Annotated in this window: 21 protein-coding genes; 11 read left to right on the plus strand and 10 right to left on the minus strand. The window is 49.3% G+C overall.

The features are described 5' to 3' along the window. Nucleotides 1–22 precede the first annotated feature (22 nt). From MiSe_RS04050 to MiSe_RS04060, 3 genes are all read right to left on the minus strand, one after another. On the minus strand, nucleotides 23–559 hold the full coding sequence (locus MiSe_RS04050) for a cofactor assembly of complex C subunit B (RefSeq protein WP_226575122.1): 537 nt from the start codon (nucleotides 557–559) through the stop codon (nucleotides 23–25). Between the two features lie 75 nt (nucleotides 560–634). Next, on the minus strand, nucleotides 635–1,009 hold the full coding sequence (locus tag MiSe_RS04055; RefSeq protein WP_226575124.1) for a PadR family transcriptional regulator: 375 nt from the start codon (nucleotides 1,007–1,009) through the stop codon (nucleotides 635–637). Between the two features lie 385 nt (nucleotides 1,010–1,394). After that, a complete protein-coding gene (locus MiSe_RS04060) occupies nucleotides 1,395–1,697 on the minus strand; it encodes a hypothetical protein (protein WP_226575126.1) in 303 nt (100 codons plus the stop codon). A gap of 207 nt (nucleotides 1,698–1,904) precedes the next feature. On the opposite strand from MiSe_RS04060, the gene MiSe_RS04065 reads away from it, so the two are divergent. The 5 genes from MiSe_RS04065 (at nucleotide 1,905) to rpsN (ending at nucleotide 6,728) form a co-directional block, all read left to right on the plus strand. Beyond that, on the plus strand, nucleotides 1,905–2,471 hold the full coding sequence (locus MiSe_RS04065) for a DUF3611 family protein (protein WP_226575128.1): 567 nt from the start codon (nucleotides 1,905–1,907) through the stop codon (nucleotides 2,469–2,471). Nucleotides 2,472–2,997: 526 nt separating this feature from the next. Next, nucleotides 2,998–4,281: a serine--tRNA ligase gene (gene serS / locus MiSe_RS04070; protein ID WP_226575130.1), complete on the plus strand. Its 1,284-nt coding sequence runs from the start codon at nucleotides 2,998–3,000 to the stop codon at nucleotides 4,279–4,281. 56 nt (nucleotides 4,282–4,337) lie between these two features. Further along, complete coding sequence (rseP, locus tag MiSe_RS04075; RefSeq protein ID WP_226575131.1) at nucleotides 4,338–5,666, plus strand: RIP metalloprotease RseP; 1,329 nt, start codon at nucleotides 4,338–4,340, stop codon at nucleotides 5,664–5,666. Then, a complete protein-coding gene (gene nth, locus MiSe_RS04080) occupies nucleotides 5,663–6,379 on the plus strand; it encodes an endonuclease III (RefSeq protein ID WP_226575133.1) in 717 nt (238 codons plus the stop codon). Before rseP ends, nth begins: the two co-directional genes overlap by 4 nt. A gap of 46 nt (nucleotides 6,380–6,425) precedes the next feature. Beyond that, entirely contained in the window at nucleotides 6,426–6,728 is a 303-nt protein-coding gene (rpsN, locus tag MiSe_RS04085) for a 30S ribosomal protein S14 (RefSeq protein ID WP_226575135.1), read from the plus strand. A 100-nt stretch (nucleotides 6,729–6,828) separates the two neighbouring features. On the opposite strand, the gene MiSe_RS04090 is transcribed toward rpsN, so the two are convergent. Both MiSe_RS04090 and MiSe_RS04095 read right to left on the minus strand, forming a co-directional pair. Next, nucleotides 6,829–7,158, minus strand: coding sequence for a DUF8822 family protein (locus tag MiSe_RS04090; RefSeq protein ID WP_226575136.1), 330 nt, complete (start codon nucleotides 7,156–7,158; stop codon nucleotides 6,829–6,831). A gap of 87 nt (nucleotides 7,159–7,245) precedes the next feature. Beyond that, a complete protein-coding gene (locus MiSe_RS04095; RefSeq protein WP_226575138.1) occupies nucleotides 7,246–7,677 on the minus strand; it encodes a hypothetical protein in 432 nt (143 codons plus the stop codon). Between the two features lie 84 nt (nucleotides 7,678–7,761). Here MiSe_RS04095 and aat point away from each other — a divergent pair, with 84 nt between their 5' ends. Next, nucleotides 7,762–8,337 carry a leucyl/phenylalanyl-tRNA--protein transferase gene (gene aat, locus MiSe_RS04100; RefSeq protein ID WP_226575145.1) on the plus strand — a complete coding sequence of 192 codons (576 nt, stop codon included), beginning with the start codon at nucleotides 7,762–7,764 and terminating at the stop codon, nucleotides 8,335–8,337. On the opposite strand, the gene MiSe_RS04105 is transcribed toward aat, so the two are convergent. Beyond that, nucleotides 8,329–9,207, minus strand: a complete 879-nt coding sequence (locus MiSe_RS04105; protein WP_226575251.1) for a DUF3598 family protein — start codon at nucleotides 9,205–9,207, stop codon at nucleotides 8,329–8,331. The two genes, aat and MiSe_RS04105, sit on opposite strands and share 9 nt — an antisense overlap. A gap of 237 nt (nucleotides 9,208–9,444) precedes the next feature. Here MiSe_RS04105 and MiSe_RS04110 point away from each other — a divergent pair, with 237 nt between their 5' ends. The 4 genes from MiSe_RS04110 to MiSe_RS04125 all read left to right on the plus strand — a co-directional run bounded on the left by MiSe_RS04110 (nucleotide 9,445) and on the right by MiSe_RS04125 (nucleotide 15,007). Continuing rightward, entirely contained in the window at nucleotides 9,445–12,522 is a 3,078-nt protein-coding gene (locus MiSe_RS04110) for a Calx-beta domain-containing protein (protein WP_226575149.1), read from the plus strand. Nucleotides 12,523–12,683: 161 nt separating this feature from the next. After that, the gene (gene def / locus MiSe_RS04115; RefSeq protein ID WP_226575151.1) at nucleotides 12,684–13,247 is read left to right on the plus strand and encodes a peptide deformylase; all 564 of its coding nucleotides are present in this window, start codon (nucleotides 12,684–12,686) and stop codon (nucleotides 13,245–13,247) included. Between the two features lie 22 nt (nucleotides 13,248–13,269). Beyond that, a complete protein-coding gene (locus MiSe_RS04120; RefSeq protein WP_226575153.1) occupies nucleotides 13,270–13,464 on the plus strand; it encodes a hypothetical protein in 195 nt (64 codons plus the stop codon). Between the two features lie 178 nt (nucleotides 13,465–13,642). Further along, the gene (locus tag MiSe_RS04125) at nucleotides 13,643–15,007 is read left to right on the plus strand and encodes a PrsW family glutamic-type intramembrane protease (RefSeq protein WP_226575155.1); all 1,365 of its coding nucleotides are present in this window, start codon (nucleotides 13,643–13,645) and stop codon (nucleotides 15,005–15,007) included. Here MiSe_RS04125 and MiSe_RS04130 read toward each other — a convergent pair. The 4 genes from MiSe_RS04130 to MiSe_RS04145 form a co-directional block, all read right to left on the minus strand. Next, a complete protein-coding gene (locus tag MiSe_RS04130; RefSeq protein ID WP_226575157.1) occupies nucleotides 14,994–15,629 on the minus strand; it encodes a hypothetical protein in 636 nt (211 codons plus the stop codon). The genes MiSe_RS04125 and MiSe_RS04130 overlap by 14 nt on opposite strands. 170 nt (nucleotides 15,630–15,799) lie before the next feature. Beyond that, nucleotides 15,800–17,374 (minus strand): CHAT domain-containing protein, encoded by a 1,575-nt coding sequence (locus MiSe_RS04135; protein WP_226575159.1) that lies wholly within the window; start codon nucleotides 17,372–17,374, stop codon nucleotides 15,800–15,802. A 73-nt stretch (nucleotides 17,375–17,447) separates the two neighbouring features. Beyond that, complete coding sequence (locus tag MiSe_RS04140; protein WP_226575161.1) at nucleotides 17,448–19,961, minus strand: protein phosphatase 2C domain-containing protein; 2,514 nt, start codon at nucleotides 19,959–19,961, stop codon at nucleotides 17,448–17,450. 130 nt (nucleotides 19,962–20,091) lie between these two features. Then, nucleotides 20,092–20,379, minus strand: coding sequence for a DUF6737 family protein (locus MiSe_RS04145; protein ID WP_226575253.1), 288 nt, complete (start codon nucleotides 20,377–20,379; stop codon nucleotides 20,092–20,094). 232 nt (nucleotides 20,380–20,611) lie between these two features. Here MiSe_RS04145 and MiSe_RS04150 point away from each other — a divergent pair, with 232 nt between their 5' ends. After that, nucleotides 20,612–20,869, plus strand: a complete 258-nt coding sequence (locus MiSe_RS04150; protein ID WP_226575163.1) for a hypothetical protein — start codon at nucleotides 20,612–20,614, stop codon at nucleotides 20,867–20,869. Nucleotides 20,870–20,903 lie beyond the last annotated feature (34 nt).

The following is a 20,903-nucleotide window of genomic DNA, read 5'->3' on the forward strand; positions in this document are numbered from 1 at the left end:
GGGGCTTGCCATTGTTCTGAGATTAATCGCAGGAGGTCAAGTTCAGAGCCTGTTGCAGGGCTGCCAATTCATCCCGATGAGCTGTAACGGTTATCAGGCTCTGCGCCTGTTCCGTGCCCTCACGAGGGGAATCGTCTAACTTTAACGATACCTGCTCAGTCCGCCCAGCTTTTTGCCAGTAAAACAAACCAGCTAAAGGCGACAAAAGTTCTAACCCCAGAAATAGAGTTGCTGCCCCTGGGAACAGCTGGGACAGAACCAAAGATAGACAAAGGAGTCCAACCGCCGCCAACAACGATAAAAAGATCGCCAAAAACCAACTGGGGCGGACAAAACCTTGGAAAACCACCTGGTTTTGCGCCGCATCCACAGCGGCAACCCGGTAAGCTCGTTGCGTAAAATACTGCTGTAATTGAGGCAACAGGGATTCTTGCGGTTGCCCGGATATCAGCTGGACGGCTTGGGTTCTGTCTTTGACGGACGCTTTAATAAAGAAAAACAATCCGACCGACAACAATATTGTCAGCAGGAATGTTGAAGAAAGAATCGTTGTGTTCATCCGTTTAGATCCGGGTCGGTAGGCTTGCAAAAATTTTACAAAAATTTACCGACCCTAGCTCCTTACTGTGACTGGTTATCTGGCACTGGGTTTGGTTGGGATTGGATAATTGTTCCGGCTGGCATACTCGTGCCAAAGACGAGCCAAGTCCTGAGCGCGATCGAGCCAATCCACCCTGACTCGATACATGCGACGGGGACGTCCGCGCCCCTCTACTTTTTTCCAGTAACCAGCGATCGCCTGTTCTTCCTCCAGGAATTTCAGCGCGCTGTAGAGGACTGTATCCGACAGCCGGAAAGCTGGGTATTCGGTTTCGATCAGTTGAATTAGCTCAGTTCCATAGGACTCTCCTCGCACTAAAACCGCAAGTACGTAGCACACTGCTAGCTCCTTGCTCAGATAAATCGGAGGAGGACAATGAAAAAACTGGTAAATGTCGTCTACTTTCATGTGCATAATCCACGGCTCCACCCCGTCAAACGCATTTAAACGAACAATTGAGAAGCTGTAAGTCTATCCCATAGCCACAGAAGAAATTCACGCTTGGCTTTTGGGAAACTGACGCAGCTCATCCCTCAGTACCGTCAAAGGTATTGAGGTTACATCCTCAACCTTGGGGAACGGCTGAATACGATCAATTTTAGACAGTGAATTCTGGGAGTGCCTAACAGACTTAAGAACGATACCAGTCTTAACCATTAAAGGACACTCAAACTGGTAGTAGATAGCACCATCAGAACCCCAACATAGATCGCGAGGGAAGATGATTCTGTCAATGATAGAGCCAGATCTACGGCTGAGGCTACATCGCCAGGAACCTTTTGCAGCGATCGCTCTACGGAGAACTGTTAAATTTTGTTGTTTCCCACAATTGCTGCCAGCTAAAGTGGCTATCTCTACCTGGCAAGACTCGCTTGGGTACGCCAGTCTTTCCCACCGGGAACGCCCCAGGACCCGACTGGGTTCTGATACCGTTGGGATTGGTAGCGGCGTTCCCTTCTGGGCGTTTTCCAGCAACCATAACCGGATTGGTTAAAACTGTTTTGTGGTAAAGTGCCAAACTGCCCACCAAGGCAACCGCACAAGTGCCACAGGTAAAACGCTGTCCCCATAAAGAAATTAAGGATTGAGACTGCATAACCTAGTTCCTTTCCATAACTGCGTTCGCGCCAGCGTTGGGAGGCATATCGCTATTCATGGCGTAGGCAATTGCACCCAGATCCCGGATCGCGAACGACCATCCAGACAAACGGCAGTACGCCGGATGCGGTGAAGACCTGCTGTGCTTGAAGTGTCTTCTTTAATTACGTTTTCCCATATCCAGTCAGTTTTAATCGGTATACTTATGACAGATCAATCAGAGTCACAATCAGTCCCTGCTCCTCTGCGGCAAATCGCCAGGACTTTTAGCACAACCGGCTGGATTAGCTTCTGGTCTCAGGTAGTGCTAGGAGTGATTTCAGGCGTAGTCTTGCTGGTGTGGTCAGCGTTCGGTCGCAACACCACAGCCAATAATCCCGGAACGGGTTTTGGCGCCTTTTTAGCGGTTTGCGGACTGCTGGTGTTGGCTGGCAGCATTTACATGGCTTTCCGCTACACTACCATCGCCAAACAGTTACAGTCTCCCAATCCCTCCGGGCGCCCTCGCAAAGCCGATACGATTCAAGTTTTGCGCTTGGGATTGTTGGTGAATTTAGCTGGCATGTTAATTACGCTTTTCGGTGCCTATGCCATTGTCGGCACCCTGGTGGGAAAGTCGATATCCCAAGGTCAAAACGCTTTTTTAGACCCCAACCGGGTAATCAGCGCCTTGGATATGTTTGTCGTGCAGGCAAATATTAATACAATCGGCGCTCACTTTGTGGGAATTGTCGCTACACTCTGGCTGCTCCATCGCATCAGCCGGACATAGATACGGATAATTTCACTCACAGAACTTACCCACGACGAACCTAGAAACCGGGTTTCTGCATATACGATTTTTCATAGAAACCCGGTTTCTTGGCGTCAGTCCTGACTCAGTAGGTAAATTGCTCTCGCCGATGTTTTGCTTAACATATCAAAGCTAGTAACGCAAGCTGCTAGTTATAAGTTGTAACATTGGTAATTGGTAATTAGATTCATGCCTCAGTCTACTCTTGACAATTACCCCAATCAGAAACCCGGTTTCTGCGTCGATTTCTCGGTGTCAAACGCCAGATTTTTCCGAGAAACCGGGTTTCTTTAGCGTCAAACCCCCGATTTTTCCGAGAAACCGGGTTTCAATGCCTTGGGATGTAACTAGCAACTTGAGTTAGTATTGGCATCAAAAGTAAGATCTTTTCCCCAGCCGCGCCCAGTTTCTCTCTTCCTCAACTGGGATACAGTAGAGATACCCGCGATCGCACCAGTAGCAAACAGGCTATCCTAATCTATTGGCAGGTATCTAAGGACAATCGGTGCTAGACCTCAAGCAAATACGAGACAATCCACAACAAGTCCAACAACGACTCGATCGTCGCGGCGCGGGTCAATATGACATCGAGCCGATTTTAGAGTTGGATCGTTCCCAGCGGGAATTAGAAAAAGAACGCAGTCAACTGCAAGCTCGCAGTAACGAAATTGCCAAATTAATACCTAAAAAAATTAAAGAGCTTGGCGATGCTAACGCGGCAGAAGTTCAAGCTTTAAAGGAAGAAGGCAACCAAATCAAAACCGAGTTGGGCGAACTAGAGCCAAAGGAAAAAGACCTCAAATCCCAAATCCAAGCGCTTTTACTAGCACTGCCCAACTTGCCTGGCGAAGCCACCCCCATCGGCAAAAACGAAGACGAAAACGTCGAAGTCCGCCGCTGGGGAGATGAATACATTCCCCAAAATCCCAATATTCTGCCTCACTGGGAAATCGGTGAAAAACTAGGTATTCTCAACTCAGAACGCGCGGTTAAAGTGGCCCAAAGTCGCTTTGTGATGCTGATTGGAGCCGGTGCGGCGCTGGAGAGGGCGCTGATTAGCTTCATGCTAGACCGACAAACGGCGGCTGGGTATATAGAAGTTCTGCCACCCGTTTTGATTAACAGCCAGTCTCTCACCGCTACGGGGCAGTTGCCCAAATTTGCGGAAGAAAGCTTTAAATGCGACCCAGATGACCTGTGGTTGGCTCCTACAGCGGAAGTGCCGGTGACAAATCTTTACCGGGATGACACCTTGGAAGCCTCGCAACTGCCGATCTATCACTGTGCCTATACGCCTTGTTTTCGGCGGGAAGCGGGGGCTTATGGGCGGGATACAAAAGGGTTAATTCGACTGCACCAATTTAACAAAGTCGAGTTGGTCAAATTGGTTCATCCCGATAAGTCGGAAGAAGAACATCAAGCCCTAGTTCGGGATGCCGAGGCGATTTTACAGGCATTGCAGCTGCCTTACAGGGTGATAGAACTTTGTACCGGCGATATCGGCTTTGGGGCGGCAAGGTGTTATGACCTGGAAGTGTGGCTACCCTCGTCGGGTAAATACCGGGAAATTTCCAGTTGTTCCAATTTTGGCGATTTTCAGGCGCGGCGGGGCAATATTCGGTTCAAGGAAGCGGGGAAGAAAGGCACTCAGTTTGTCCATACCCTCAACGGTTCCGGACTGGCGGTGGGGCGTACAATGGCGGCAATATTGGAAAATTACCAACAACCCGATGGCACGATCCGGATACCGGAAGCGCTACAACCATATCTGAAGCGGGATGTGCTGTGAAGCACAGTTCTTTAGAATGTAAGGAAACGTGTAGCGGAGTTTAGTTAAATTTATCTATGTCAGTATTGGCAGCGATCGCAGTCCTGGCTCTCCTGATCTTGGTACACGAACTAGGTCACTTTATGGCAGCTCGCCTTCAGGGAATTCACGCTAACCGCTTCTCCCTGGGTTTTGGCCCGGTTTTGTGGAAATATCAAGGCCCGGAAACCGAATACGCTATCCGAGCATTTCCTTTAGGCGGTTTTGTCGGCTTCCCCGATGATGACCCCGATAGTACTATCCCACCCAATGACCCCAATCTACTCCGCAACCGACCGATTTTAGACAGGGCGATTGTGATTAGTGCCGGAGTGATTGCTAACCTGATCTTTGCTTACTTAGTCATACTGCTACAGTTTGGTATCTTGGGAATACCAGCAGCAAGTAAGCCAGGGATTTTGATTCCTCAACTGATTGCCGAAGTCAGCGAAGTTAGTCCCACAGCTGCTAATGCCGGGATAAAACCAGGTGACACAATCTTGGTTGATGGTAAAAATTTTGAATTCTCTTGGGAGCGGGAAAAAAACCAAGGAGAATTGGTTGCCACAACTTCAAGCAAGCAAATAAAGTTGCTTGTCAGCCGTAAAAACGAGAAAGAGCCAAAGGCAGTCTATCTAACTCCTAAACTAGGAGCAGATGGTAAGGGTCACATGGGTATTAATCTGGCTCCCACGGCGGCAGTTAAAGCAGGAATCAAACCAAACGACGCGATCTTGGCAGCAAATGGCAAGTCGTTTGGTACTTCTTTAAATGGCATCCAAGAATTCAGGGAATTAATCAGAAATAGTTCAGGCCAGCCAATTGATCTGCTCGTGCAGCGGGGCGAGCAAAAACTATCTTTGAACGTGACTCCTGAACCAACAACAAAAGGCTTCCGCATTGGAGTTCCTCTAACCTTTAACGGGGAACAGGTGTACAGTCGAACCAAAAATGCGTTCCAGCTTTTTAGTGCGGCTGCTGAAAGATTTCAGCAGACAGTTACTTTGACAATTAATGGATTTGGACAGCTGATCGGTAACTTCAAAGAAACAGCAGAACAAGTGGCAGGGCCAGTTAAAATTGTGGAAATTGGTGCTAAATTAGCCCAGGAAAATGCAGCTTACTTGTTTAATTTTGCCGCTTTAATCAGCATCAACCTGGCGATTATCAACATTTTGCCCTTGCCAGCACTCGATGGCGGTCAATTAGCATTTTTACTGATTGAAGGCATTCGGGGTAAGCCATTGCCAACTAAAATTCAAGATGGGGTGATGCAGACAGGTCTGATGCTACTGTTGGGACTGGGAATCTTTCTGATTGTCCGAGATACTGCTAACTTGGAAGGAGTCCAAAGGTTATTCCGGTGAGCATTATCCGCAAGTGGTCGTCTAAGCAGCAGCGCGCGTTAGAGATACTGATTCGCCTCAAGCGACTTTATCCCAACGCGACTTGTACGCTTAACTACGAGACGCCAGTGCAGCTGTTAGTAGCAACGATTCTTTCTGCTCAGTGTACCGATGAGCGGGTGAATCAGGTGACGCCTCTGTTGTTTGGCAGGTTTCCCGATGCCGTCGCGATCGCGACGGCAGATTTAGCAGAATTAGAAACCCTAGTCCGTTCTACCGGCTTTTATCGCAATAAAGCTAAAAATATTCAAGCAGCTTGCCGCATGATAATGGAAAAATTTGGCGGCAAGGTGCCCAAAAGGATGGAACAGTTGCTGGAATTGCCAGGAGTGGCGCGTAAAACCGCAAATGTTGTCCTCGCTCACGCCTACGGCATAAATCAAGGCGTCACGGTAGACACCCACGTCAAGCGCCTGAGTAACCGTCTCGGTTTAACGGAACATGCAGACCCCATCCGCATCGAGCGCGATTTAATCCGCTTATTACCGCAGCCTGACTGGGAAAACTGGTCAATTCGACTAATTTACCACGGTCGGGCTGTTTGTACGGCGAGAAATCCCAAATGCGACGCTTGCGCCCTTGCCGATCTTTGTCCTGCGGCAAATTTACCCCAAATCGATTCCCCTGTCCAGGAAACTAAATCCTCTGGTATTGTACCCGCCGCGAAACGCTAAGATAGAAAATGCTGTCTTCACAGATTCAAAACAACAAGCACCATTCATGGCTAAAAAAAGCATGATCGAGCGCGAGAAAAGACGCGCTAAACTCGCAGAAAAGTATGGCGATAAGCGGGAAGAATTGAAGGAACAGTTTGCCCAAGCGACTTCCCAAGGGGAAAAGCTGGAAATTCACCGCCAAATTCAACAACTACCCCGTAACAGCTCTCGTACCCGCCAGCGGAATCGCTGCTGGGTCACGGGTCGTCCTAGAGGATATTATCGGGATTTTGGTCTGTCGCGCAACGTCCTGCGCGAGTGGGCGCATAAAGGTTTGCTTCCCGGTGTGGTCAAGTCTAGCTGGTAGCTGGATTTTGGTAATTGGTAATTGCTAATTGCTAATTGCTCATAGCTAATTGGTAATTAGCTATGACCGATGACCTATAACCTATTACCAAGTCTAAAATTCATTGTCCGCAGCAGCGCTCAATGCCTAGACTGTCTAAAAGCAGGTCGCTTACAGCATTAGCGATCGCAAACTCGCTGTAAAAACTGTTGGAAAAGTCAAACGCCTGCATCTCCGTTACAATCGCGATTACGAGCGATCCCAGGTCATTTTCCCCCTCCATTCGGTGTCGGATGTAGATCTGGGTAGCTCGGCGAGCAATCTCCTGATTCACCGCTTCCGGGATAAACTCTCGATTAAGCCAATTTAGCAATGTATTTTGCAACCATTCTCCTTCTTGCTGCGGATTTTGGCTAGCGGGTAGTGTAATTGGCGGGATTGGTTCTGACATGATTGCTAACCATCCTGACGACTTGACAAGTTATACGGTTGAAATTCCTATTTAATTTTAATTTAACAATTTGGCCTCAGATCGCCGTCAGTCTTGTACAACGGTAACTAGGGGTGGCTTTTCATCTTCTTTGGTTTGTTTTGAGGTATCTTCAATAATCTTGGCTTTGACCAATTCAGCAAACATTTGATTAATGGAAAATCTCAAAGCATTTGAATGGTGTTGATAGCAAACTTGATAAATTCTTTGTTTGGTATAAGTTCGGGTTGGTTTATTGTATATTTTATTCAGCTTGGTTTGTACTGATACGTCTGGAGTAGAATTTTCATACCAATATAACTTATAAATGTGACCGGATTCGTAGGAAACAGTGAGCATAGCCTCATCACTACCCAGAAGGTGTAAAGTATAAACATTATCTTTTTTCTTGATTTGGCAATAGCCCCAATCTTTCTGGGTTTTATTGAGGAGATTGGTTAAAGTACTCTCAAGGAGTGGAACTTGCTCAAACTTTTTCATAGCATTAAAGCTTGGGTTTAAACCGGCTTTTTATAGACAAATTAATTGTAGCTTAGTAAAAATATTACCAGAATCAGCCGATATATGCAGCTTGATATTACCGCAATAATCGAGGGATATGCTCAGGGATACTTCCTCATGGCAGATGAAACGGGCAATTTGGGGTGGTATTATAGCCGCAAGCGGGCGCTAATTCCCTTGGACTCACGGTTTCGCTACCCGAAGTCGCTGCGTCGGGTGCTGAATAGCGATCGGTTCACCGTAGCCATTAACCAAGATTTTAAAGCCGTCGTTGCCGGATGTGCTGGCAGGGAAAGCACCTGGATCTCCAGGGAGTTACAGGAGATTTACTGGGCGCTTTATCAAAGGGGAATTGCTCAAAGCTTTGAAACTTGGGAAGGAGATCGACTCGCAGGAGGGATTTTAGGAATTGTCATCGGGGGCGCTTTTATCGGCGAATCGATGTTTTACCGCATTCCAGAAGGGTCGAAAGTAGCAATGGTAAAGTTAGTACAACGACTGCGGGAGCGGGGGTTCGTCCTGTTTGATGCCCAGATGAACAACCCCCATCTAGAAAGATTTGGAGCCTTTTCTGTTACAGAAAAAGAATATCAAACCCTGCTCGAACAAGCTCTAAGTCGTCGTTGTTCTTTACTCTAGGGTATTGCTAGCAGCTACCTTAGATTCAGTTACTAGGGTTAAACTCACCCATCCACCCTTGGCGTCGTAACTGCGAATTATCCGCTGTCGTTGGTTAGGTGCGTGCATCCAACCCAGTTCTAGGATAAAGGCTTGACGGTTCTTAATTTGCCAGGGGCAGTTAGAAGAAGCACCGTTAGGTAACAACAAGACTTGTACGGGTTGGGAACCTTGGTCAAAATAGAGTAATTTGCCATCAATTCTGGCAGATGAGGTGATGGTGCGATTGCCAAAACTAAGTTGCTGCACCAAACGACCGGCATCATTAAGATAAATTTGCAGTTTAGTGGGATAGATATCAGGCGATCGCAAGTCAGGATAAATCGTTATAGCTTGTCCCTGCCATTCGCCCAACAGGTCGTCTACAGTTAAATTAGGCTGTTCTGCCACTGTAGGGGGATTGGGGCTGTTATTTTCACCCCTCAGTTTTTCCCGAATCAGGGTGATTTTCTCTAGCTGAGAATTGCGATTATACATTTGTAGCAGGCGCAGACGGCGATCGCTCTCAATTAAGCCTAACTCAGCACCGAATTCAGAAAAGGGTGAAAACTGCATCGAACCTTGGGAAAAAGCACCGTTGTTGAAAAACAAGATGCTGCGATTGAGAGAACTGTACTCTAGAACCAACTCCTGTGGTTCTAGTTCTCCCGTGGAACTGGTTAAAGGAAGATAGCGACGCACTAGCTGGCGGATCGTCTTATTGTCGTTCAATCCTTGGAGAGAAACTACCGTAGGTGTGTCTTCAAGTAATTCTCCCTGAGGTGAGAAGCTGGTAAACGAACCCTGCCAGACACCTAGATTTTGTAGCAAACATTCCCATTGCGATCGCAAGGCTTGTCCATATATATCCCACTCTCCCATCGGTTCAACTCCAGATTCACCAACTTTCTGCGGGTAAATTACTAAGTATTATCGCTTACCATTCACCCCAAGGCTTTCCAGGCTAAGGATTGACCCCAGACACCTTCGGCCTAAAATTGACTACAAATAGGCATTATTACGGAAATATTAGTTGAGCGTAAACAGAAACATTAAAGTATATGACGTGGGTAGTGAGGAGTTTCAGAAATGGTATTTATCGTCGGCACGCTCAATAGCGATTTTCTGATTGGGACAGCAGAGAATGATACAATTCTCGGTCTCGCTGGGAATGACACGGTGCTGGGACAGGACGGTAACGACCAGCTATTCGGCTTTGAAAACAACGACATCCTCTACGGCACTAGGGGCAACGATACTCTCCGGGGAGGTCAAGACAACGACCAGCTGTACGGAGGTCAAGACAAGGACCAGCTGTACGGAGACAAGGGAAATGACACGGTTTCCGGCGACCAAGGCAGCGACACAATATATGGTTTAGACGATAACGACCTGCTATTTGGCGGTCAACAAGATGACGTTGTCTTTGGCAACAAGGGTAACGATACCATCCGAGGCGGTAAAGATAACGATCTGCTGCGGGGAGGCAGGGACAACGATGAACTGCATGGCGATCTGGGTAACGATAGCCTGTATGGCGATCTGGATAACGACTTCCTCTTTGGCAGTGACGGAAACGACTTTATATCCGCTAACCAAGGCAACGACACCATCAATGGCAACATGGGCAACGACACCGCCTATGGGGGTCAAGGTAACGACATAGTGCGGGGAGGAATGCAAAATGACTCCCTGTTTGGAGATAAGGGCCTTGACACCTTATACGGAGATTTGGGTGACGACACGGTCTATGGCGGTGCCGATAGCGACTTGATATTCGGCGACCAAGGTGAAGAAAGTAAATTTGGCGGCACAGGTAACGATGTCCTGTTCGGCAACGAAGGGAACGACACGATATTTGGCCTTGGCGGTAGCGACATCTTCTACGGCAACCTTGGGGATGACCTGCTTGTGGGCAACATGGCTCAGGACACCCTCTATGGCGGACAGGACGACGATACACTGCGGGGAGGGATGGAAAGCGATCGCTTGTTTGGCGACAAAGGCAGCGACGTTCTCTACGGCGACCTTGGTGCCGATACCCTCACGGGCGATGTAGCAGGCGACACCATCAGCGACACCTTCGTTATCGGTCGGGTAAGCGGCATAACGGGTGCTACAACTAAAACAACCGGCGGCGCCAAACGAGAAGATGCCGACGTTATTACTGACTTTCAAGCTTGTATCGATTTCATCTCGCTGACCGGCGGTCTAACTTACGACAATTTAAATATCTTCCAAGGAACCGGCGCTGACGCCGCCAACACGATTATTCAGGATAAAGGCACGGGCGAGTTTTTAGTCGTTTTGCAAGGGTTTAGGAGGGAAAAAATTGATGGCACTTCGTTCATCCCAGCAGGGCCTCCGGATGTGCGGATTATAGCCACCGATGGCTTTGCAACCGAAGCTTCCATCGGCAGTCCCATAGATACAGGCGAGTTCACAATTTCCTTACCTTGTCCTGCAGAAAAAGCGCTGCCCATAAATTACACCATTTCAGGGACAGCCACCAAAGACACCGACTACAACCCCTTAAGCGGTGTTGTCATTATTCCAGCCGGATCAAACACTGTCACGATTCCGATTATCCCCCTCGGCGATACTTTAGCGGGTGAAGGTAATGAAACCGTGACGCTAACCCTGGTTGATCTTCCCGGTTACAACCCGCAAACCCCCTTGACCGCTACGGTGAACATTGCCGATGGGCCAGTTGTACAACCCGGTGCGCTACCGATTGTTTTTGTCACCGCACCTGACCCGACTGCATTTGAACAGGGATCTAAAGCCGGTACGTTTCAATTCTCGCGCACTGGTGGCGATACCAGTAAAGACCTCACGATCAATTACACCGTTAGTGGCACAGCTTCTAGCGATGACTTTAACGCCGGTGTACTGACGGGTGCAATTACTATCAAAGCAGGTAAAACCGTCTCCGAATTGATTCAAATTGTACCCACTAATGCGGGTGGCAGCGAACCAAACGAAACGGTGACGGTCAGCATCGGTCGAAATAGCGATTACATTGTAGCTGCGCCAGATACAGCGACGGTCAACATTCTGGATGGGCAACCGCTGGATCTAAACCAAGAGGGAGACATCCTTATATTTGACCAGAACGGCGGCTTCCGGGGTGGTCGCAATACCATTACGGATGCGGTCACCTTTGCTCAAAATAACGACATCATTTTTCTGCGCGCAGGTACATACAATAACAACCCTGGCGATGCAACGATTACTATCAATAAACCGTTGACGTTCCGCGGACCGAATGCGGGGACAAACCCCACCAACGGGGTAACAACGAACCCGGCAATTGTAACCGTCGGCACAGCAAATCAACCAGTTTTTCAGGTTGTTTCTGGCAATAACGTCACGTTTGAAGGGTTGCGGATTCGCACCAATGGGCAGAATGCCATTCGATACCAGGTCACAGAAGCCAATAGTCAACCCAATAATAATATCGTCATTCGTCAAAATGAATTTGACGGAGCTGGACCTGCAGATAGCGGTATTATCTATTTAGACTTTTTGGGTCAAGCAAATTCATCGGCAAGAATCTCAGAAAACTTGATCCGCGATGTCACGACAACCGCCGACGTTACAAGTGGAATCCAGGCATTTCGCATTAGCGGTAATACGGTAATTTCCGATAACTTGATCGCTAACCTAACCGGACCGGGAATCGCCGCCGACGCGCTCACTGGCGCTGTGAATACCAATCTAATTGCCAACAATAGGGTCAGCAATGTAGGAGAACAAGGGATTCAGCTTGCCGGTGGCAACGCCAATATTACAAACAACAAAGTCACCAACGCCAACACCACCAGTGGGGCAGATCGAGGCGGGATCCGACTGCGAAATTCCGGTTTAAACCCTGCCATCAATCTAGGAACCGCAAACGTTACCGGCAACGTCATCACCAATTCGTTCAACGGTATATCTATTAGAGACGGAGACAATATCACCGGAACTGTTAACGTCAATCGAAATAACCTGATTGGCAATACGAATGCCGCTTTTTACCACGGCGGTACTGGGACGATCGATGCCACCAATAACTGGTGGGATTCGCCTACAGGTCCGTTCGGCACCAGTGGACCTTCTGCAATCGCCGGAACGGGTGAAAGCAGTGTCAACTTCGATCCGTTTGCGATCGTGCCTTTCTAAGGCATCTTTTTCCCATTAAGCAATGGGGGAAATCGCCAGGAGGGAAAAGGGTAAGTCTCTGACCGCCTCCGGTCCCCCCATTGTCCAAATCTCCCTGACTCGCAGTGTTTGAGATTAAGATGAAAGTAAGAATGGGAAATTACTGTTTTGGTAACGGTTAAATGGCTTCTGAGGTTTTGGTGGAAAAGAAAAAGTTAGAAAATCCGCCTTTGGAAATTCACTATCTGGGCGATCGCGCGTTACGCTACCCAGCTAAGCGCATTGCCAAGGTAGATGCGGAAATCCGCGACCTGGCGCGACAAATGCTGCAAACGATGTACAGCGCCGATGGCATCGGTTTGGCAGCCCCCCAAGTGGCGATTCACAAACAACTAATCGTCATTGATTGCGAACCGGATAACCCAGCCAATCCACCCCTGATTCTGGTGAATCCCACGATCAAAAAGGCCAGTAGAGACATCTGCGTGGCTCAGGAAGGCTGTCTGAGCATTCCGGGGGTTTATTTAGATGTCAAGCGACCCGAAGCCATTGAGGTGTCTTATAAAGACGAATACGGGCGTCCTAGGACGATAACCGCGACTGGACTGCTATCCCGCGCAATTCAACACGAAATGGATCACTTGACTGGGGTGCTATTTGTAGACCGGGTAGAAAATCGTTTGGCGCTAACCCAAGAGCTAGATAAACACGGCTTTTCGACCCAAGCGGTCAAACCAGTAGCATAAGGAGTTATAGATCGTGAATGTAATGACTCCAAAGAGCGGTTTATTTTTGGGCGCTGCTTGCGTTACCGCGATCGCTGGGGTTGGTTCCATATTCGAGCTGTCTTCTGGAAACCCTGAATTAGGCACGATGGTCACCACCACGATCCTGTTAATTAGCGTCCCCCTAACTGGATGGCTTTTCTGGGCTGCTGTTAGAGATGCAAAAGCGAACCAATAAAGTAGTAACGCAAGTTGCTAGTTATAACTTGGGCGTTGCTAATGGCTAATTGCTAATTGGGAGAGAGAAGATCTTACTAATATCGTGACATTAGCCATTAGTCGCACTTTTGAGATAACTAGCAGCTTGAGTTAGTCGTTGCTCAAAAAGTCGTTGGCGACCCACTAGAGAACCAAAAATGACAGGGTTTGAACGTTCTGTAGGATTTCTCAGGCATCTGTCCCCTAGTGGGTTAGGGGAATCTCAACTGCGCCACAAACTGACAACGACGGGTGAAGTTATTATCGGGCGAGACTTCGGCTGCGAAATCGTTTTGGACTCGGATGAGTACGGGATGGTGTCCCGGCGTCATGCCGCAGTCCGCCCGGTAAATGCTGGCATCTGGGAAATTTGCGACCTCAATAGCGCCAACGGTACTTACGTCAACGGGGAACGCTTGCAGGGATGCCGCTATTTGCGAACGGGCGATCGGATTCAGTTGGGTAAAAACGGCCCGGAATTTATCTTTGAGTGCAACCCTAGCAGCCAAACTCCGGGGTCGTTTCGCTCAGCGCCAACCCACGCTGCTACACCGCTGATGGCAACACCAGCGATCTCAAATCCTTCTGGTAGGTTAGATCGGGTTACTATCAGCCAACTGTTTCCCATCCTCTCCACGGGACGACAGCTCAAACAAAAAGCTTTCTTGATGCCAGCGATCGTCACAGTGGGATTTGTGGTGCTGATGTTTACTGCGGTAGGAGAGCCGCTGGCGTTCAACATGTTGCTGGCAGCTTATCTGGCGGGTGCTGCTTACTACTTTGTTTACCAGCTCTGCGGCAAGCATAAACCTTGGTGGGTGTTGTTGGCTTCTGCCCTCATGACTGTCTTGATTTTAGTCAGTCCCCTGCTACAGGTATTTTTGCTAATTTTTCGCGAATTCCTGCCAGGAAGCATACCCACTGAAACCGAGTCTGTCAGCTTTCCGGTTTTGCTGATGCGAATGTTTTTCGGGGCAGGATTGATGGAGGAACTGCTGAAGGCGTTGCCCGTGGTAGGAGCCTATTTACTGGCACGCCAGCTGCCATCGCCTTGGCGAGAACGCATCGGCGTCTGGGAACCTCTGGATGGGATTTTGCTGGGAGCTGCCTCTGCTGTAGGCTTTACCCTATTGGAAACCCTGGGACAGTACGTACCTGAGGCAATCCAGAACGTCACGTTTCAGGCGGGGGAAGGCGCCGGACAACTTGTAGGATTGCAGTTGCTGATTCCTCGAATTATGGGGTCTGTCGCCGGACACATGGCCTATAGCGGCTATTTGGGCTATTTTATCGGGCTGAGCGTCCTCAAACCCCGCAACTTCTGGAAAATTCTGGGGGTGGGTTACTTAAGTGCTGCCGGACTCCATGCGCTTTGGAACGCGACGGGGTTTTTCAGCGGGTTCGGATTGGCAGTGGTCGGGGTTTTATCCTATGCTTTTCTAGCGGCGGCAATCCTGAAAGCCCGTGCCCTGTCGCCGACGCGATCGCAAAATTTCGCCACCCGTTTTATTACTCGTCCGTAGTTTCCAATTCATCTAAAGCGATGCGCGCGATCGCTAAACTCAAACGCGCCCGTTCTATTTCCGATAATTGGGTCCAATCTAGAGGTCGAACTGCTCCCAAGGCTAATTCAACCGTTTCGGCTTCTGCGCCCCGCATTGCATAGGCTAAAGGACGCGCCAACACTTGCAAATCGTCTTCTGCCCAGTTGGGAAGTAATTCCTGCACGCATTGTATCATTCGATCCATTAAAGACATCGCCGGGGCAGGATATCCGGTGGCGTCAATTAGTTCGCTGGCTTTGGTAGCAATCGCATCTAACCAGTGGGAAGGAACGCGACAGGCAAACCGATCTGATAAAGATGCTTGCAGGCGTGCCAAAATCCCGTTGGGAACATTTTGGGGCCAAAGTTGGTCTATCCCAGAGAAGAAAGCTTGCGATCGCGCCCCTATTTCCGCTGCCGACCAATCCTCTAACGTAAATTCCTGTTCTAGTTCGGCAAAAAAAGCTTCCGACTCTGGCGCGAGTGGATTCCAGGGATAGGATACCTCTTCCTCCTGCCACAGTAGCTGCACTAGCTCCTGTACCGCTTGAGTCTGTAAGCGTTCAGAATATTCCGAATAGCCGTTATTTGTGTTTACCATGATTCTACTCCAACAATCCACTCTCTATGCACGCTGGTGTGGTTAGCTACACCAGCACTTCCATGAGTTCCGCAACTGGTCGCCATTTATTCAATTGTTTCTGTGTGACCTCAAAGTACATCAGCCATAGAGCATGGGATACTCAGAGGGGGGAAGAGATTGGGGTCAAACTATGTGTCGATGACAAATTCCCAACTTTGGCCTTGGGAACTGCCAAACTTGAGCTGCATCCCTGACTGCAAAGGCACTTCTTGATGATGTACCTTTTGCCAACCCGTAGCGCCTAAAATCAGTGTACCGAAGCGAGATTCATCATTCAGAAAATAAGTTGCTTTTGCCTTATTTTCGATGCGCTCTTCGCGGCAAAATATTTTCGCATGTTTTTGAGAAACCCAGGGTTCGGGAATGACCAAATCGTTCCTTTGATTTCGTCCCACCCACATCAATCCACCGTAGAGGCGCCAAATTTTATTTGTCGCTCCGACTCGGCGCAAGAAAGCACTGGGGCGGACTTGTCCGATCCAAGTCGAGGTATTGGGTAATTCGGTGATGCCGTCTAACGGTTGGATCAGCTGACCGTCAAATTCTGGATGCAAGTATAGAACCGGCAAAGTCCAGGCTGGTTGATTAAATTTATACAGCGTCAGCAGCTGCTGTCTTGCTACCGCCACAGCACGATCGATCGGCATCCGCTCTGCTAACGATCGGGCAAAAGTTTGTATAAAACTTAACGCTTCTTGGTCGGCTATGGCATCGCGCATTGCCAACACTGCTGGCACTCCGTGATGGATCAGCACTTCTGCCAAACTGCTGCGGGGAATGCTAGTTTGTCCCTGGTGTACGGGTTGAGCGCCCCAGCAGGCATTGAAAACGGCGAGGGTGACGCGACACCGAATCAGCACCTGCGCCAGTTCCGTGCCGTTCATGGTAACTCCTGGCCCCAAAAACAACAAGCCGCCGTCTGGGGCGGGTTCCCCATGACCCGCATAAAACATGATGTTGTAACTGCCGCTTTCCAACCGCGCAATTAGTTCGGATGGGGTTGGCTGGATCAGCGTATCCACCAGACAGGGAACAAACGTGCCAGAACCGCCCGCCGAACCGATCTGTCCGCTGTGTTCCAAAAGTTTGGTTAAACTTCTCCCCTCTTCTTCCAGATCCAAACGGCTGGCAGTTTTGCGCCCAGTAGGAAGGTTCTCTCCTAAAATCAGCAGGATATTTAAAGCGTGATCCATGCGCCGGGGCGGTAGGGGGTCAACATCGCTGGTGGTGCGACTGAATAGCAATTTTTGGTAGTTCAGAGAAATGGCCTGAGTCCCAGCTTGGGGTTGCATAATTTCCCAAGGCAGGACGATCAAGTCCGGGTCGCGAATTTCCAGACGCAACCGCAAAAATTGCTCCTGTCCGGTAGCGATGCCTTGGCTGTGTTCCAAACTGCGTTGAATCGGTCCATCGAATAACCATTGCCAAAGTTCAATTCCCAACTGTTGCATCAGACGACTGCTGTAGCTGGTAGTCTGGTTAGAATAATCTGCAACAACAGTTGGTTTTGGGGGTTGGGTGAGGGAAAACATTTGTTGCCATCCCAACCAGGTTTGCGTCAAGCTTTCTGACCAAATGCAGTCGTGATGGACATATCCACCTGGATAAGGAGCTTTCACAACCCAGATGGCAAAGTGGTCTGCCCCAGCAGCTACCAGGCGATCTACGCTCAAGTTGAGGCAAGGACTCTCAGATGGCGACATTGAGAACACTGGATATTAAACCTAGACCTAGACTGTATCAATTTTCTGTCGAGATTGGCAGCAACAACCCGGACTAATCCTTAACAGCAGCGCATTTCCCCTGTCGTGGGGGAGGAACCGTTGAGGTTGGCAGCGCAAAGGAAGTAAGATCCGCTTCTTTGAGCCAGCCGGTTTCTCCCGGTTCTAGCAGGGGATTTTCCTGGGTCGCCCCAGAGCCTTCGCGCCGCGTGCCCTCAGGCGTATCTCTCTGCGGCGGCGGACTCAGGTTGGTTGCAGTTGGGTTTTTCTTCACGGGTTCCTGATGTTGTACGGACTGATCCCCAGTAGGTTTGACCGTTGTATTTCCTGCTCTGGTTTTGGGTAGCGAGCAAACTTTCAGCCTCAGCCAGACATCCTCCCCTGGTGTTGCCTGCTTGCTCAGGACTTGTAAAATGCTACCCGCGGGGACTATTTTCTGCCCCGGTACGGTTGCCGATAAACCGGACTCTGGCACCGGCTGTTGGAACAGTACCAAGTCGCGGATCTGGCCCGAACCGCTTTCTGCTGAACTTTTGACTAAAATAAAAGACCCTGGACTGAACGAGGCTGGCGCAGCCGGACTTAAAGGCTTAGTAGAGGGGCTGGGACTGGAATTAAAAATACCCGACTTGACTTTCTGCCCTACTTCTGGTATTAGCAGGTAGGCCATAGCCCCGCCCAACCCCAAAAGCAGCCCAATGGCGCACAAAAGCGGTAACAAGCTGCCCTCGCGGCGTGGGGTTAAAAGCAGCCGCGTCTTGAGTACGGTAGATGGGTTTTGGGCTCTCCCAGAGTCAGGTCGCTGCTTACTGTGCATGGCAGTTTGGATATCGGGGGCGGGGGAGGATTTGCCATTACCCCTCAACCTACTTGGGAGCATTTCTGGGTTAACGCTGACTCGACAGTGAACCAAACCCACGGTAACGTTGTCATGTCCGTTGAGGGTGTTGCCAATTTCGATCAGCCTTGCTGCGGCGCTTGCCAGATCGACTTTTCCGTCTAAAACTGGTAGAATCTCGTCTTCCCAAAACTGCTCTACGCGATCCCCGTCGCTTAAACCATCGGAACACAGCAGGAAAATACAGTCTTCATCGACGACAAACCGCCCGACTGTAGGATGCAGGTTCATCGAGGAATTCATGCCCAATGCCTGAACCAAAGAACCCGACCCGATTTGTTGCAGTGCTTCCCGATAAAGCGAGTAACCCAACCGCACTTCTCGCGAAGCCACATCATCGTCTAAGGTGACCTGATGGCATCCGCTGCGCGAGATCCAGTAGGCTCGACTATCTCCCACGTGGGTGATGTAAATTTCATCCCCGTAGGCTAATGCCATCACCAGGGTGGTTCCCATGCGTTGCCGTTGCTGTCGCTGTTCGGCATCGTTGCGCTGACTGATCTGGTCGTTAGCGGCACAAACTGCTATTTCTAATTTGGTTGATAGGGTTTCTGGTTGCCAACTGCCGTCATTTCTCACCTGCTGGAGTTGCTGTTGGATGGTTTCAACTGCCAAGTTGGAAGCAACCATGCCCCCCTCATGTCCCCCGATGCCGTCGCAGACAATTGCCAACGGAGTGTAGCTGGATGTATTTGAGCGTTGTTTGGACTGGGAATTTTGTCCTGAGAACTCAAAACTGTTTGGCATGTCGCTGTTCGGGTAACGGGCATCTTCATTGCGCTGGCGGCTGGGGCCTTTATCGGTGCGGGTGATAATTTCATAGCTGCGGTCTATAGTTTTCCCGCAGTTAGTCAGTGCTAAATCTAACTCAGCAAGCAAGCGATCGCCGGATAGTTGCCCTTCAATCATTTGTTGGCACAGTTGTGCGATAAATTCCGCCACGATTGGGTTTGCGCCTTCTACCCATTGCCGCCACAAATCACCAAGTTGGCTTAACGCTGGGGGCGAACGATCTTGTTGCAATTGCAGCAGTCGCACTAGCCCCCCTTCTACTCGCAGCAGCGTTGGACAAAGCAAGCTAGACGCAACCCCTTCGCTGCTAAACGGCTGCCACAGCGTCCCTATCTGCCACAACCAATTGAGCTGGCGCAATGGGGATGCGCCTGGCCAAACGTGGGTTAATTCGGGCACTAGCTGCGGTTTGACTGGTGTTTTTCGCTGCTGCTGTTCCCTGTAGATGGGTGCTTGCTCTAGCAGCCAAATTTCCTCAGTCTTGCCTTTTTTTTCCAGCGTCGCCACTCCGAAGACTTGAGGCACGTGCAGTCGATAGGGAAACAGCCGCAGGTAAGGGCTAATTGCGGGTGGAATATCCGATGGAAACTCTGGCGGCAACCCCGGTTTGGTATCGAGTACGATGGGATTGTGCTTCAAAGACCCTACGCCAAATCCCTGGCTGTCGCCGACGGGATGCTCCAGGTTCGCTGCTTCACGAGCGCTCTCGATCAAATAGCGCTCTGCCAAAAGTTGCCCTTCTCTTAAGGTTTCTATCCCCCTACCCAGAGCATACAAATACCGTTTGGGCAAAATGGCACGACACTGCTGGCAAAACCTGTGAGTCTCTGGATTGATTGCCTGACAGAAGGGACAACTAATCTTCGCTGTGTCGTGCATGAAGGTTCCTCGCGTCTATCAGCCTTCGGTGTGTTGTCTGCGGACACCGGCGCTCTCTGCTTAAATTGCTGCATCTGTATCAATGATCGCCGATTTTAGCGCTTGATTTTTGGGTTCAACATGGCAATTTTCAGTTATATTCGCCCCTGGTTGACCCTTGACCGGATTTTTCCACCATAGCTGGGGTTTGCTGCTCCAGAGGCTGCATTCCGCCGCTTTGCCTCATCAGCCCGGGCCAAATTAATAAAAAGAAGCCCATCCAGGCAGATACTGGAATAGATACCAGAACCGTCACCCACAAGGTTTTGAGCAGCACCCAACTGCCGCCGATTAGGGTTATGCCAAACAGCAGGATCGACCAAGGCTGGCACCACCAAGGTTTATAACTCCAAGGGCTTACAGGTTGTTGAGCAGACATGATATCTTTAAATAATAACTTTTGAGCAGCGTTAACAAAAAATTCCACAAGCTATAGATCGGTAGTTTTTATTTTATTAAATATTAGGTGGGGAAGCGGTTTGGGCTACTGAGATACTCACCTCTTGCCAGCCAAATTTTAAATAGATTTGTTTATACAAATCTTTTTGCTATTCGATCTAGCTTTTGGATTATTTTAATGTTAGCGCATCGAAATCTTTTGGCGGATCGCTATGCCTGAATTTCAATTTAACCAATTGCCAGAGCAAAAGAATTCAGCGGCAGAATCACCTGAGAACCAAAAGGTGGCTCAGCAACTGGAAAACCTCAAGCGATCGCACTCCCAGCGCCATCAGTTAACGAACCTTGAGATTTGGGCGCTTGTCAGCACGATGGATGATTTTATTCCGGGTTTTTGGAGCCGTTTTATGCTCAATCGTCAAGTGGCCTTTAAAGAATTTTTAGAGCAAAAAAAGACAAAAGGATCTTAACTGGCTGCGTCCTCGATCCGGATTGCTCCGAACA

The organism is Microseira wollei NIES-4236 (genome assembly GCF_020521235.1).
GTDB lineage: Bacteria > Cyanobacteriota > Cyanobacteriia > Cyanobacteriales > Aerosakkonemataceae > Microseira > Microseira wollei.

Coding starts and splice junctions, on each gene's coding strand:
- MiSe_RS04050 (WP_226575122.1), bottom strand. CDS start 559: ATGAACACAACGATTCTTTCTTCAACATTCCTGCTGACAATATTGTTG.
- MiSe_RS04055 (WP_226575124.1), bottom strand. CDS start 1,009: ATGAAAGTAGACGACATTTACCAGTTTTTTCATTGTCCTCCTCCGATT.
- MiSe_RS04060 (WP_226575126.1), bottom strand. CDS start 1,697: ATGCAGTCTCAATCCTTAATTTCTTTATGGGGACAGCGTTTTACCTGT.
- MiSe_RS04065 (WP_226575128.1), top strand. CDS start 1,905: ATGACAGATCAATCAGAGTCACAATCAGTCCCTGCTCCTCTGCGGCAA.
- rseP (WP_226575131.1), top strand. CDS start 4,338: ATGTCAGTATTGGCAGCGATCGCAGTCCTGGCTCTCCTGATCTTGGTA.
- rpsN (WP_226575135.1), top strand. CDS start 6,426: ATGGCTAAAAAAAGCATGATCGAGCGCGAGAAAAGACGCGCTAAACTC.
- MiSe_RS04090 (WP_226575136.1), bottom strand. CDS start 7,158: ATGTCAGAACCAATCCCGCCAATTACACTACCCGCTAGCCAAAATCCG.
- MiSe_RS04095 (WP_226575138.1), bottom strand. CDS start 7,677: ATGAAAAAGTTTGAGCAAGTTCCACTCCTTGAGAGTACTTTAACCAAT.
- aat (WP_226575145.1), top strand. CDS start 7,762: ATGCAGCTTGATATTACCGCAATAATCGAGGGATATGCTCAGGGATAC.
- MiSe_RS04110 (WP_226575149.1), top strand. CDS start 9,445: ATGGTATTTATCGTCGGCACGCTCAATAGCGATTTTCTGATTGGGACA.
- def (WP_226575151.1), top strand. CDS start 12,684: ATGGCTTCTGAGGTTTTGGTGGAAAAGAAAAAGTTAGAAAATCCGCCT.
- MiSe_RS04120 (WP_226575153.1), top strand. CDS start 13,270: ATGACTCCAAAGAGCGGTTTATTTTTGGGCGCTGCTTGCGTTACCGCG.
- MiSe_RS04125 (WP_226575155.1), top strand. CDS start 13,643: ATGACAGGGTTTGAACGTTCTGTAGGATTTCTCAGGCATCTGTCCCCT.
- MiSe_RS04130 (WP_226575157.1), bottom strand. CDS start 15,629: ATGGTAAACACAAATAACGGCTATTCGGAATATTCTGAACGCTTACAG.
- MiSe_RS04135 (WP_226575159.1), bottom strand. CDS start 17,374: ATGTCGCCATCTGAGAGTCCTTGCCTCAACTTGAGCGTAGATCGCCTG.
- MiSe_RS04140 (WP_226575161.1), bottom strand. CDS start 19,961: ATGCACGACACAGCGAAGATTAGTTGTCCCTTCTGTCAGGCAATCAAT.
- MiSe_RS04145 (WP_226575253.1), bottom strand. CDS start 20,379: ATGTCTGCTCAACAACCTGTAAGCCCTTGGAGTTATAAACCTTGGTGG.
- MiSe_RS04150 (WP_226575163.1), top strand. CDS start 20,612: ATGCCTGAATTTCAATTTAACCAATTGCCAGAGCAAAAGAATTCAGCG.